General features: G+C 61.9%; 8 protein-coding genes. 4 read left to right on the top strand and 4 right to left on the bottom strand.

Going from position 1 to position 13,533, the window contains the following annotated elements:
* Positions 1–38: 38 nt before the first annotated feature.
* Positions 39–2,351 (bottom strand): S9 family peptidase, encoded by a 2,313-nt coding sequence (locus AEAC466_RS32405; RefSeq protein WP_023457982.1) that lies wholly within the window; start codon positions 2,349–2,351, stop codon positions 39–41.
* Positions 2,352–2,422: 71 nt separating this feature from the next.
* Between AEAC466_RS32405 and AEAC466_RS32400 the strand changes: the two genes are divergently transcribed.
* Positions 2,423–3,916: a glycoside hydrolase family 27 protein gene (locus AEAC466_RS32400; protein ID WP_023457981.1), complete on the top strand. Its 1,494-nt coding sequence runs from the start codon at positions 2,423–2,425 to the stop codon at positions 3,914–3,916.
* 23 nt (positions 3,917–3,939) lie between these two features.
* Here the strand turns inward: AEAC466_RS32400 and AEAC466_RS44435 are convergent, their stop codons facing one another.
* From AEAC466_RS44435 to AEAC466_RS32390, 3 genes are all read right to left on the bottom strand, one after another.
* Positions 3,940–4,098: a hypothetical protein gene (locus AEAC466_RS44435; RefSeq protein ID WP_023457980.1), complete on the bottom strand. Its 159-nt coding sequence runs from the start codon at positions 4,096–4,098 to the stop codon at positions 3,940–3,942.
* A 9-nt stretch (positions 4,099–4,107) separates the two neighbouring features.
* Positions 4,108–4,548, bottom strand: coding sequence for a hypothetical protein (locus tag AEAC466_RS32395; protein WP_023457979.1), 441 nt, complete (start codon positions 4,546–4,548; stop codon positions 4,108–4,110).
* A 114-nt stretch (positions 4,549–4,662) separates the two neighbouring features.
* A complete protein-coding gene (locus AEAC466_RS32390; protein ID WP_023457978.1) occupies positions 4,663–6,369 on the bottom strand; it encodes a hypothetical protein in 1,707 nt (568 codons plus the stop codon).
* Between the two features lie 287 nt (positions 6,370–6,656).
* Between AEAC466_RS32390 and AEAC466_RS32385 the strand changes: the two genes are divergently transcribed.
* The 3 genes from AEAC466_RS32385 to AEAC466_RS32375 are packed head-to-tail and all read left to right on the top strand — an operon-like array spanning position 6,657 to position 13,514.
* Positions 6,657–9,863 carry an alpha-L-rhamnosidase gene (locus AEAC466_RS32385; protein ID WP_023457977.1) on the top strand — a complete coding sequence of 1,069 codons (3,207 nt, stop codon included), beginning with the start codon at positions 6,657–6,659 and terminating at the stop codon, positions 9,861–9,863.
* Positions 9,864–9,879: 16 nt separating this feature from the next.
* On the top strand, positions 9,880–11,997 hold the full coding sequence (locus AEAC466_RS32380) for a right-handed parallel beta-helix repeat-containing protein (protein WP_023457976.1): 2,118 nt from the start codon (positions 9,880–9,882) through the stop codon (positions 11,995–11,997).
* Complete coding sequence (locus AEAC466_RS32375) at positions 11,994–13,514, top strand: rhamnogalacturonidase (RefSeq protein WP_023457975.1); 1,521 nt, start codon at positions 11,994–11,996, stop codon at positions 13,512–13,514. The genes AEAC466_RS32380 and AEAC466_RS32375 overlap by 4 nt, the downstream gene beginning before the upstream one ends.
* Positions 13,515–13,533 lie beyond the last annotated feature (19 nt).

Here is a 13,533-nt window from a genome sequence, read left to right as displayed (position 1 = left end):
GGTTTCAGCGGTGACGGCGCTTGCCTTACCCCGCTCGTTCATTGGGCATTCCATTCAGGGGTCGCTTCCTTGCGCAGGTGACGGACGAAGAAGTCATATTGGCGGCGCAGGCCATAGGTCACGTCGCCCGTGTTGCGCAACGCCCCGTGGCCGTCATTGGGCACCACGATCAGGTCGAATTCCTTGCGCGACTTGATCAGGGCATTGACGACCTGAAGCGTCGAGGCCGGATCGACATTCATATCCTGTTCGCCGACGATCAGCAGCACATGGCCTTTCAGGCGCCACGCATTATCGACGCCGGAGGCCTTGGCATAGCTGTCATCAACCGGCCAGCCCATCCATTCTTCGTTCCAGCCGATCTTGTCCATGCGGTTGTCGAAGCAACCGGCATAGGCGACGGCGGCCTTGTAGAATTCGGGATGAAATTCGACAGCGCTCAAGGCGTTCTGACCGCCGGCGGAGCCGCCATAGATACCGACCTGCCTGATATCGTACCATGGATATTTCGCGGCGGCCGCCTGATGCCAGAGGATGCGGTCGGGGAAGCCGGCGTCGCCGAGGTTTTTCCAGGCGACGTCATGGAAGGCCTTCGACCGATTCATCGTGCCCATGCCATCGATCTGCACGACAATGAAACCCATATCGGCCATGGCCTGCATGCCGATCACCTTATCGCCGCTGGAATGGGGGCCGAACGGCCAGAAGGTCTTGGGCACAAAGGAGCTGTGCGGTCCGGCATAGATGTTTTCGATGACCGGGTATTTTTTCGCCGGGTCGAAATGCTGCGGACGGACGATAACGCCCCAGATGTCGGTCTTGCCGTCACGGCCCTTGGCGACAAAAACCTCCGGCGGCTGGAAACCGGCGGCCAGCAGCCTGGTGATGTCGCCATGCTCAACCTCGGTCACCAGGGTGCCGTTGGCAGCGTGCAGTTCGGACACATTGGGCAGATCGATCCGCGAATAGGTATCGACATAATAGGCCATGTCCGAGGAGAAACTGACGTCGTGATAGGCATCCACCGTGGTGATCGGCGTCAGGTGGCTGCCGTCAAAGTCGACGCGGTAGACATGCTGGAAATACGGATCCTTGCCCGGATACATGCCGCCGGCGGCGAACCAGATCTGGCGCTTGTCGTCATCGACCTTAAGCACGTTTCGAACCACCCATTGGCCCTTGGTGATCTGGTTTTTCACCCGGCCCGTTTTCACGTCGTACAGATAGAGATGGTTCCAGCCGTCGCGCTCCGACATCCAGATCAGTTCGCGCCCCTTGACGTCGTGGCTGTAGCGCCGCTCGACATTGACGAAGGTCTTGGCGCTGTCTTCGGCGACGACCCGCGCCGAACCGGTTTTGGCGTCGGCTTCGATCAGGCGGTAAAGCTGATGGCCGCGCTGGTCGTACTCAAAGGTCACCGCGCTGGAATCCGCGCGCCAGGTCAGGGATGACATGACATAGGGATTGGGAAACAGATCGTATGGCACGGCGATCTGCGCTCGCGCTGCGACGTTGAACAGAACCGGCCGGTCGATATCCACCGCGTCGCCCGGCTTCGGATAGAGCTGGACATCGACCTTCGGCTGAACCTGATCCTTCGGCGACGAAATCACCCGCGTGACCTCGCGGCGGAATCCGGGACGGACACGATAGGCGGCCAGTTTTTGCGAATCCGGCGACCATGTGATCGAATCGGCGTCGTAAAACTCGCCTTCTGAGCCATCGCTGCTGAGCAGGACCACGTCACCGCCCGATGCCGGACGCACCGCGATATTGAAATTCTGCACGAAGGCGACCCATTTGCCATCGGGCGAGGCCACCGGCTTGTTGGCCGCCGGAATTTTAAGGTCACGCACCACGTCGAAGCCGCGCGGCTGGCGGCCGTCATTGTCCGGCTGGCGCGTACAGACATAGTCGGTCAGGGTGCAGGTCCACGACACCTCGTCGATATAGGCGGTGAGCGCCTTGCCGCCGTCGATAACCTCCATGCGGCTGAAATTGCGCACGAACGGCAGGTGCAGACCATCCGAACCGTCAAGGCCCGCCGCGGTGAACGCCTTGGCGAGGCGGTCATGATCGAAGGCCGGGGTTTTCGCCTTCGTATCGGCGTCCATCATCACGAACTGGAAACCGCCGGGCACGGTCTTGCGGTAAACGAATCTATGCGTGCCCTCGATCCACTGGGCCGGCTCGGCAATATTTTCGGTCAGACCGGACCAGGCATCGCGCAGCCCAAGCGCCTGTTGATAGTCCGCGACCGTCGGCGCCGCCTGCGCCGGAATCGTAGTGGTCAAAGAGGTAGCCAGTGTGAGCGCCAATATGAAACCGGTAGCTGCAATTTTCGTTCGCATAGGGCCGCTCCTGCATTGTCAGAGCGGCATTTATGTATACTATATACTTTATGTCAACCAAGGAGCCTGCTATGCGCCGTCTGATGATCACCACTGTCCTTGCCGGTCTTATGGCCACGGCCTCTGCGTTCGCCGATGCGCCAAAGGGCGCGTGGGTGTTCGACAGCTCGCCTGAATTTCCCGGTTTTACCCGGTTGATCATCGATGGCGCCGATAGCCGGATCACGTCGAAATGGTACGGCGACCTCCCGCTGACCGATCTGAAACAGGACGGCGATGCCCTTGTTTTCAAGCTCTATAACGGCAATCCGCGCGTCGCCATGACCGACATCATCGTCAAGCCGGATGGCGACAAGGTGCGCATGACCGGCAAGGTCTGGTATCAGGACTTCGACGTGACCGCGCACAAGGGCGATGCCGCCGAAATCAAGGCGCTCGACTTTCCGGCACATACCCTGCCCGACCATCGGGTTGTCCCACAGAAACCCCTGGCCGCCACTCCGCCCATGGGCTGGAGTTCCTGGAACAAGTTCGCCACCGATATCAATGACAAGACCATCCGCGAAATCGCCGACGCCCTGGTGTCTTCCGGCCTGCGCGACGCCGGCTACATCTACGTCAACATCGACGACGGCTGGCAGGGGCAGCGCGACGCCAACGGCGCGTTGCAGCCGAATGCCCATTTTCCGGATATGAAGGCGCTGGCGGATTACGTCCATGCGCGCGGCCTGAAGCTAGGCCTCTATTCGTCGCCGGGGCCAAAGACCTGCGCCGGTTACGAAGGCTCTTACGGCCATATCAAACAGGATGCCCAAACCTTCGCCGACTGGGGTGTCGACTATCTGAAATACGACCTGTGTTCCGGGGAAGCCTTCTATCATACGCCCGAAACCGTCTACGCCACCTATCAGGAGATGGGCGAGGCCCTCAACGCCACCGGCCGCGACATCGTCTACAGCCTGTGTCAGTACGGCCGTTTCGATGTGGGCGCGTGGGGTCGCCAGGTCGGCGGTCACCTGTGGCGCACCACCGGCGATATCGAAGACAATTACGACACCATGGCGAAGATCGGTTTCGATAAGAACGGCGTCGCCAATCACACGGGTCCGAACGGCTGGAACGATCCGGACATGCTGGAAGTCGGTAATGGCGGCATGACGACGGATGAATACCGCACCCACATGTCGTTATGGGCGCTCATGGCGGCCCCTTTGGTGCTCGGCAACGACGTCCGCACCATGACGCCGGAAACCCTGGCCCTGCTGACCAACCCGGAGGTTATCTCTATCGATCAGGACCGCCTTGGGGCGCAAGGCCTGCCGGTCCACAAGGATGGCACAACGGAAATCTGGACCAAAAAATTGTCCGACGGTTCAATCGCGGTCGGCCTCTTTAATCGCGGCGCAGGTCAAGCGACCGTCACAATACCGTGGGGCGCAATAGGCCTTACGCCAAAAACGGTTCGCGACGTCTGGAAGGCTGAGGACATCAAACCCACCGATTCGCGAACCGTAATCCTGCCCGCGCATGGCGCGGTTTTGCTCAAGGTGAATCCGGCGCTGTAAACGCCAGCGCCAACGCCTCTTGGCTATTTCCCGGCTTTGTCAGACTTGTCTTTCGACGCCTTCTCCTTAGGCCAATGGGCGAATGCCTCACCTCCGCCATCCAGTTCATTCGCCGGACGGGGAATGGCGACAACGTCTTCCGGCATGGCGTTTACAGCGGTGTCTTCGGTCTTTTTCATCATAGGCTCCAATCAACGCGTCAATTCAGCGACGCGTTTCGCGCCGGCGTGAACGGTTTGTCTGGCAACGCGTGTCGCTTCGCGGCGGCGGCGGTCGAGATCATCAAGATCAATTTGCCTGAGCGCCTTGGGCAGACGATCAAGTCCCAATTGCGCCTTGAACCGCTCGAAACGGGTTTTCGGCTTGTTTTGCTGCGCGCGCCAGTAGACATAGCCGCCCGCTGCCGCAACAACCGCCAGACCACCGGCAGCTATGCCCGCGATCTTCCACCAATTCCGCTTAGGTGCGACTGAGGCAGCGTCCTGTTCCGCGTCTTGTTCGTAATCTGCGGGGCCATCCATATCCGCAACGTCGCCCGACTCGGGGAGCGCGGCAGCCAGGCCGATATCCCCGGGCTCTACCTCATTCGCTTCCGGCGTCTTGCCGGTCTTGACCGTGTCTAGGGTATCCATGTTCCGGCTCCTGAATAGTTATATGTCCTGCACCGCAGCATAAGGGCGGAAAGGTAAGAAATATCGAGGGTCCGTTAAGCGGGCGCATCAAAAAGCCATAAGATGCCTATTGGATCAGCCATGTATCCAGAAGGCATGTTCGGCAAACTGCGCCCCCAGCCACCAATCCTTGCGTCCGGTGCCATAGGAAAAGTTCACCGTACCGGCCTGACTTTGCAGCGGGTTGGTTACCTCACCCGCCGCATTGCGCGTGGCCCGGTGGGTTTCAGTTTCCGGGACGACGGCGACGATATGACCAGATTTGCCCTCTTCGGTCCGGCGGGCGACGATTAATCCAATCGCGCCCTGGTTCACTTCCGCTTGCAACTTCGTCACCGTACCGGTCTGACGCCAGCCGAAATCAGGGCCGAAGTCCCTTAGCCAGCGAAACAGGCCATTGGCGCGAATCTCGTCGATTGAGGTTCCGTAAACAGGCGTCACGGTCTCTCCCTTGAGAAGCCGGACAATGGCCGCCTGGCTCCACCACACACGCGGCAGATAGACCCCGTTTAGGTAGCAGAAGTCATGGGCGTAGATATTACAGAAGGTGCTGCTGGCCGTAGGCTGATAGCGTTTGTGGGCCGGAAGATCAGGCGCCAGCCAGGCTATGATGCGAGCGATCGACGTCTTCAAGGCGTCCGGTGTATCGCCAGTCCGGCCCGGTTGCCCGGGTTCATTCAGAGAATAGGCCCCGGCGGGGTCCGTCCGTTTCGTGACCGTACCAGCCTTGCGCGGCATATAGACGGCCGGCAAGAGTGGCGTGACCGAAGGCTCAGCCGCCTCGACAACTGGTATTGGCGTTGTTTCCACGACCGGTTTCAGCAGGTCGGCATAGGCCCACCCCGTCAGCAGGGCGCCGTTCAGACTGGTCTGCACCTGCAAATAGCCGTTCTGGCGGGCATCCCCGACCGCCCTGACGATGGTGCCGTCAGGCAGCAGACCGATGCGGTTCGTCTTTTTGCCCGGCGGTGATTTGACCGGCGCAGATCGCAGGACCAGCGGGTCCGACTGGGTATCGACCCTGTACCGCTTGCCCGCCGCCGCAACGGGGGTCGGCGGCGTAACTATGGCCGGTTCAGTTGAAGGGCGCGGCGGTGTCACGACATCGACGGAGACAGTGCCGGCCAAGCGCATAAAGGCAACCAGCGCCTCGCCGTAATAGACCCCCGCCGCGTTCCGATAGCCTTGCTTCAGGCCCTTTCTGGGGTCATACCGGCCGGTGTTATAGACGATCGCCACCGATGCCAGGTCCGCTTCCGACAGCTTACCGGTCCGCGGCAGGTTACGCTTTTCGACCGCGTGATCCAGTTCCTGCAGGCACTTGCCCAGGCTAGCGCCGAACGTCTCATACCTGCGGTCAAGGAAATAGTCGGGATCGGTTTTGAAAAACTGCAAATCATACTGAAACACGCCAAAGCCGTGACAGAACTTGTTCGGATTGCTGGCCGCGCCCTTGTAGCCATCGATATAGGCCGACATATCCAGCAAGGCCTGGCGGGCGATACCAAACATCCGCGACCCATCCTTTGCCGCCTCCAGTTCTGCCCGGTTGCGCGGAAAGGCGCTGCGTCCCTTGGTATCGTCCAGCGTATCGCCAACGCAGAGGCGAACAATTTCATCCGTGGCCAACCCTTTTTTGCGCAGAACTGGCCAGACCTCGCCCGTTTCCTGGCACGCCAGGGCACAGAGGAAATTCGCAGTATAGGGCGTCCCTGCGAGCGCCGCAGCCAGGGTCGGTTCGAACTGCGTCTTGAACCAGGCAATATCGTTCGCATTCGGCATGGTTGTCCCCCAAGGCCTGTAAGAAGTCATCGAATACGCATGGAAAGTCCTACTGGCGGGACCGGTATCGCTCCGGTTCGGCAACCTAAGATAATATAACATTGATATTCTGCCAATGGGGGAATTTTACCGCGCCGCAATCTCTGCCTGAACCTGGCGTACACGTTTGGGCATGAGAGCTCACAATTCGGCGGTTGATTTGATCGGCTCCCTATAATAGGTATGACGTATTATATTTTTAGAGCCTGCAGTTCCCATCGGGCCGCACAGGATACAGGACAACGCCCATGCCCCCTATCGGACCCCGGCTGAACCGGCGGCATTTCCTCGCCGCCACAAGCGTGGCCGCAGCCGTTCCCGCCAATACCGCATTGGCCAGGACGCCGACCGCACGATTCGCCGTGACGGATCTGAGGGCCGAGCAGACAGTGGAATTACTGGGCACCCAGGAACGGGCCCCGCGCCTGTCCTGGCGCCTGAGCGGGGCGGATCGCGGCCTGATGCAAACCCATTACCGCCTGCGCGCCGCCTCCACCCCGGATACGACCCGGGCCGACCTTTGGGATTCAGGCGTGATCGCCAGCGAGGCCTGTTTCGATATCCCCTATGCGGGCAAGGCACTTGCCGCCATGCAGCGCGTCTGGTGGTCGGTCGAGGTGACGGACAATCGCGGCCGGGTCGCCCGGTCGGCCGCGACCTGGTTCGAGACCGGCCTGCTCACCCCTGACGACTGGAAGGCCCGATGGATCGTCGCCGAAGACGGACTGGCCGAAGGCGACCGCGCCGCCGCCTTGCAATGGATCTGGTCGCAAACCGCGCTCGATGACCGCCTGCATGCCTTTCGTCTCGATTTCGACGTGCCGACATCTCTGGTATCGGCTGACGTTCTGATTTCCGGCAAGGACTGGATACGGGGGGTATGGGCCAATGGTGAAACCCTGCCCGTTCCCGATCAGCCCGTGCCCAACTGGGGCACGCTGGTCCCCGTCCCCGCCCGCCTCAAACCCGGCCGCAATAGCGTCTGCGTTATGGTCCAAGCTGAAACCACCGGCTTCTTTCCGGTCGATGGCGGGGCGTTCGCGGCCCTGATCCGGCTGCGCCTGTCCGACGGCACGATCAAGCGCTTGGTCAGCGACAACCACTGGAAGGTCCGGCCCCTGCCGCCGGAAGGCTGGACGGCGGCGACTTTCGATGCCACCGACTGGACCAACGCGCAAAAATCGGGTTCGGACGCGCAAAACGATCCGCGCCCGGCCGAACCCGCCATGCAATTGCGCACCGCCTTCACGCCGAAGGGACGGGTGGTCAATGCCCGCCTCTATGCCACGGCGCTTGGCGCCTATGAGGCACGCCTGAACGGCCAGCCTGTGTCGCCCGCCCGGCTCGCTCCGGAAATCAGCGTGGCGCGCGATCATATCTTCTATCAGACCTATGACGTCACGCGGCTGATCCGCAGCGGCGAAAACGCCTTCGGCGTCTTGGTCGGTGACGGCTGGTATGCCAGCGCCTTTGGTTGGCGGCTGGAACGCTACGGCTTCGGTCCCGCGCCGCGCCGCCTGCTGGCGCAATTGCGCCTCGACTATGCTGACGGCAGTTCGGAATGGATCGTGACGGACGACACCTGGCGCATCGGCCAGTCCGCCATCGTCAGTTCGGAAATCTATAATGGCGAAGTCTTCGACGCCCGCCAGCAAACACCGGGATGGGACCTGCCCGGCTTCGGCGCGACACGCTGGCCCCGCGTCCGCCTGGGCGATGCGCCCGATACCCGCATCCTGGCGCAAACCAGTCCTCACCTCGTCCCGATCGGCACACGCCGCGCGGCGCGGATCACACAGCCGAAACCCGGCGTGTACGTCTTCGACTTCGGGCAGAATTTCGCCGGCTGGGCGCGCCTGAGGGTGCGGGGCCAGGCCGGACAGACCGTCACCCTGAAATTCGCCGAATATCTCAAGGCCGATGGCGAGGTCGATCAGGCCAATCTGCGTATGGCCAAATGCCAGGACCACTATACCCTGCGCGGTGACGCCGGGGGCGAAACCTATGAACCGCACTTCACCTATCACGGCTTCCGCTATGTCCAGGTTGAAAACTATCCCGGAACCCCGAAGGCCGCCGATATCGAAGGCATCGTCGTGTCGTCGGCGTGCCGCGACACCGGCCGCATGACCTTCGACTCCGCGCTGGTCCAGCAGTTCTGGAACAACGCCGTGTGGAGCCAGCGCTCGAATTTCTTCGCCGTGCCGACCGACTGCCCCCAGCGCGACGAGCGCATGGGCTGGATGGGCGATATCCAGGTCTTTCTGGACGCTGCCGCCTTCAACATGGAGGTCGATCCCTTCATCCGCCGCTTCCTGATCGAAGCCCGCGCCGCCCAGACGCCAGAAGGCGCCTATCCCATTGTCGTGCCCCAGCCAGAATCCTTCCCCAAAGTCACGACGGCGGGCTGGTCCGAGGCCGGCGTCATCCTGCCGTGGACTCTGTGGAAACGCTACGGCGACACGGCGGTCATCGCTGAAAACTGGGACGCCATGACGGCGTGGATGACCTATCTTTTGACCCGTAATCCGGACCATGTCTGGCGCAAGGATCGCGGCCTCGATCTCGGTGACTGGCTGTCCGTCGATGCGGTGAAGCCGGACGACGAGACCACACCACGCATCCTGTGCGCCACCGCCTACTGGGCCTATTGCGCCGACCTGATGACCGACATGGCCCACGCCATCGGCCGTGACGACCTGGCCGGTCAATACCGCGACCTGCGCGGCCATATCGGCCAGGCCTTCGCCCGCGAATTCATCGACGCACGGGGCAAATGCGGCAATGGCAGCCAGACCAGCCAGGTCCTCAGCCTCTATTTCAAACTGGTGCCCGCCGACCGTATCGCCGGTGCGGCCCAGGTCCTGGCCGACGATATCCGCCGCCGCGGCATGAAGCTATCGACCGGCTTCCTGGGTACACCCTACCTGCTCGACGTGCTGGCCGATACCGGCCATTTCGACGCCGTATCGGGCCTGCTGCTACAGACAGAAAAGCCGTCCTGGGGCTATATGCCACTCAAGGGCGCCACCACCATGTGGGAACGGTGGGACGGCGATACGGGTGACCTGGCGATGAACAGCTACAACCACTATGCCTACGGTGCCGTGTGCGGTTTCATGTATCGCCGTCTGGCTGGACTATCGCCCGCCGCGCCCGGCTTCCGCCGGTTGCGTGCTGAGCCTGTCTACCTGCCGAAAGCCGGCTCGGTCGGTGCCACCTACGACTCTTGCCTCGGTCTGTTCGCCGGCAAATGCGAAGGCAACGCCGGCGGCCTGACCCGCTATGACCTCACCGTCCCCCCCAATGCGGTGGCCGAGGTGATATTGCCGGACGGACCATGGCGCGAAGGGAATACGCCCGTTGACCGCCATGCCGATATTCGCGGTGTGACCCGCGCCGCCGGACAGGTGCGTTTCGAGGTCGGGTCCGGCCGATACGTGTTCCGCCGATAAAGAGGAGACATAAAAAATGCCCATCAATCCCCGCCTCTATCTGGCGCTGCTCGGCGCCGGTCTGGCCCTGCCCGTCCATGCCCAGACCAAATGGGAACACCCCTCCCGCGAAATCCATGTCTCGCCCAAGGGAGACGACGCCAATGACGGCACGGCCGCCAAACCCTTCCGCTCCCTGACGCGGGCCCAGGCCGCCGTGCGGCTGGCCAATACGGCGGGAGACGTGACGGTCGTTCTGGCCAATGGCACCTATGCCTTGACCGCGCCCCTGGTCTTCACACGCGTCGACGGCGGACAGAAGGGGTTCAAGGTCACCTGGAAAAACGCGCCAAATGCTCGCCCTGTCCTGTCCGGCGGGGTCGAGGTCAAGGGCTGGAAACTGTTCGACGCGGCGCGGCATATCTATGTCGCCGACGTGCCCAAGGGCACGGATACGCGCCAGCTGTGGGTCAATGACCGCCTGGCGCAGCGCGCCCAGATGGAGATTTCCCGCGACGCCGTGACCTTCACCGAAACCGGCATGACGCTCAAGGACTCATCCCTGGCCTGGCTGGCCAAGCTGCCAGACCAGCGCCGCATCGAAGTCGAAAGCCAGGGCTTCTTCACCGCCCGCTTTTCGCCGGTCGAAACGATCACCGGCAATACCCTCATCATGCAACAGCCGGCCTGGTCGAACAATATCTGGGGCTATGACAGCATCCCCTACCCCTTCCATCCGGAGTGGTCGCACCTGCTTCTGCAAAACAGCCTGGCCTTCCTGACCAAGCCCAACCAGTGGTACATCGATCCCGCCGCCGGAATGCTCTATTACCGGCCGGCCCAGGACGCCGACATGAAAACGGCGCGGGTCGTCCTGCCGCGGCTCGAAGTCCTGATCAGCGCCGCCGGCACCCCTGAGGCGCCCCTGTCCGACCTGACCCTGTCGGGCCTGCAATTTTCCTATACGTCATGGATGGGCCCATCTTCGCCCGAAGGATTCGCCAGCCAGCAAAGCGGCTCCTTCCTGACTGGCAAGGCAGCGGCCTTTCCGAAGGACGTGTTGACCGTATGCAAGACCGGTTGCCCGGAATTCGAAACCGTGCGCAATACCTGGCACCAGACACCGGCCGCCGTGCAATTCGCTGCTGCCGAACACATCGTGCTGGACAGTAATGTCTTCGCTCACCTGGGTCAGTATGCGCTCGGCATCGGCAACGACGCCAATGCCAACCTGTCGGGCCAAGGACTGGCCACCGCCGACATCGTCGTGTCGCGCAATGTTTTCACCGACCTGGCCGGCGGGGCCATTTCCTCCGGCGGCGTGCTGCCTGACGCGCACCACCCGTCCGATCCGAAACTGACCAACCGCCAGCTCATTGTCGAAAACAACCTGATCCAGAACATCAGCCAGGATTACAAGGACAATTCGGCCATCCTCAGCACCTATGTCTGGAACGTGGTCATCCTGCATAACGACATCAGCGACGCCCCCTATGACGCCATAGATGTCGGCTATGGCTGGGGCTATGTCGATGCCGGTGGCAACCCCAACTACCGCACGCGTCAGCGCGGTTACGGCACGGTGGCGGCCGGCGGCGGCGGCAATCCCGTCTACGATACGCCGACAACGCACAAGGACGTCTTCGTCGGCTTCAACCGTGTCTATAAGGTCAAGCAATTGTTCAAGGACGGCGGCGCGATCTACAATCTGGGCGCCTGCCCCGACTGCGTATTCGCCGAAAACCATGTCTTCGATATCGGCGACCGCATCGCCTTGTATTTCGACGAAGGATCGCGCGGCATACTGGCGCGCAACAATGTTATCGAGGACGCCAGCCAGTGGCTGAATATCAATACGGCACGCTCCGCCCTGCCCCTGCGCACCTCGACCAACAACACCGCGCGCGGCAACTGGCATAACACCACCACGACCGGCGGCATCTGGTCGGCCTATCAGGAAGACCTGATCGTCGACGATCATCTGGTCACCGATGGCAAATGGCCGGACGGCGCGCGTCAGGTCATGGCCAATGCCGGCATCATGCCAGAGGCCGGGCCGGTCGAATTCGGCGACGTGAAGCCCAGGCCCAAGCCCGCCGACCTGCCCAAGCCGGATGGATCGCCAGTCGCCGAAAAGATAAGGAAACCGTCGTGATCCGTCGCTCTCTGCTCACCGGTGCTGCAGCCCTGATAGCCCTCCCTGCCCTGGCGGCACGCGGCCTGTTCGATGTTCGCGACTTCGGTGCGCGCGGCGACGGTGTCACCGTGGACAGCCCCGCCATCAACCGCGCCGTCGCGGCCGCCGTCAAAGCGGGCGGCGGCACGGTCCTGCTTCCCGCCGGACGCTATCTCAGTTTTTCGATCCGCCTGTTCGACAACATCACCCTGCTGCTGGCCGAAGGCTGCGTACTGGAAGCCGCCGATCCGGCCATCCATAAGGGCGGCTATGACGTCGCCGAAGCCGATCTGCCCGAACAGTTTCAGGATTTCGGCATCACACAATTCCATTGCAGCCTGATCTATGCCGATGGCGCCGATCATGTCTCCGTCATCGGGCGCGGCGTCATCCACGGCAAGGGACTGGTGCGCGAAGACCCGGGTGCGCGCTGGCACGGCGTCACCGGTTGGATCGCGCCCCGGTCGGCTGATCCCAAGGAAGTCGCCATGCAGGGCAAAGGGATTCGCGCCCTTGGGCTAAAAAACTGCCGTAATGTGCTCGTCCGCGACATCACCATTTTGCAGGGCGGTCATTTTGCCTGTCATCTCCTGGGATGCCGCAACGCGACCATCGACACCATCCTGGTCGATACGGACCGCGACGGCATAGATGTCGATTGCTGCCGCGACGTTCAGGTCGTCAATTGCCGCGTCAATGCGCCCAAGGACGACGCTATCGTCGTCAAATCGAGCTATGCCCTGGGCCGCAAGATCGTTTCCGAAAACATCAGCATCACCAATTGCCGGACCTCCGGTTTTGCCATGGGCTCGGTGCTCGACGGCACCTATCGCGCGTCCGACTACCGCTCGGTCGACGATATCGGAGTGCTGGGGCGCATCAAGCTCGGCACCGAAAGCAATGGCGGTTTCCGCAATATCCGCATCAGCGACTGCGATTGCGAAAACACGCGCGGCATTCTGGTCGGCGTGGTGGATGGCGGCGTGCTCGAAGACGTGGTGATTTCAAACATCGTCCTGCGCAACCCGGTCAATCATCCTCTGTTCGTGCGTCAGGCCGCCCGCCTGCGCGCCCCCGAAGGCACAAGCGTCGGCGCCTGTCGCCGCGTGCGGTTTGATACCATTCAGGTGTCCGGCGCCGATGGCCGCTACCCTTGCGGCGTTCAGGGCATCCCCGACGCGCCGATCATGGATGTCAGCTTTCGCAACGTCCTCGTCGTCAGTTCCGGTGGCGGCACGGCGGAAGATGCGGCGCGGACACCAAAGGAAAAACGGGAATCGAGCCTGGAGGTCAGCTTTATGGGCACCTTGCCCGCCTATGGGTTCTATGCCCGCAATGTGCGCGGCCTCACGCTTACGGGCTGCACCTTTGAGGTTGAAAAGCCCGACGCCCGCCCGGTCATCGTGCTCGACGATGTAAAAGGCGGCCGCATCGACGGCTTTGCATCCAATACCGTCGTTCAAAAGAACGGCTCCGACATCACCACCGTCTCTTAAAACACCGACGCGTGAAACG

The organism is Asticcacaulis sp. AC466 (assembly GCF_000495815.1).
Taxonomy (GTDB): Bacteria; Pseudomonadota; Alphaproteobacteria; order Caulobacterales; family Caulobacteraceae; genus Asticcacaulis.
Note: the sequence above shows the minus strand (reverse complement) of the source record. Positions and strands in the feature narration are given on the sequence as shown.

Bases quoted from the DNA above. Each gene is read 5' to 3' on its own strand.
- AEAC466_RS32390 (WP_023457978.1), bottom strand. From the start codon at position 6,369: ATGCCGAATGCGAACGATATTGCCTGGTTCAAGACGCAGTTCGAACCG.
- AEAC466_RS32380 (WP_023457976.1), top strand. From the start codon at position 9,880: ATGCCCATCAATCCCCGCCTCTATCTGGCGCTGCTCGGCGCCGGTCTG.
- AEAC466_RS32400 (WP_023457981.1), top strand. From the start codon at position 2,423: ATGCGCCGTCTGATGATCACCACTGTCCTTGCCGGTCTTATGGCCACG.
- AEAC466_RS32385 (WP_023457977.1), top strand. From the start codon at position 6,657: ATGCCCCCTATCGGACCCCGGCTGAACCGGCGGCATTTCCTCGCCGCC.
- AEAC466_RS32395 (WP_023457979.1), bottom strand. From the start codon at position 4,548: ATGGATACCCTAGACACGGTCAAGACCGGCAAGACGCCGGAAGCGAAT.
- AEAC466_RS32405 (WP_023457982.1), bottom strand. From the start codon at position 2,351: ATGCGAACGAAAATTGCAGCTACCGGTTTCATATTGGCGCTCACACTG.
- AEAC466_RS44435 (WP_023457980.1), bottom strand. From the start codon at position 4,098: ATGATGAAAAAGACCGAAGACACCGCTGTAAACGCCATGCCGGAAGAC.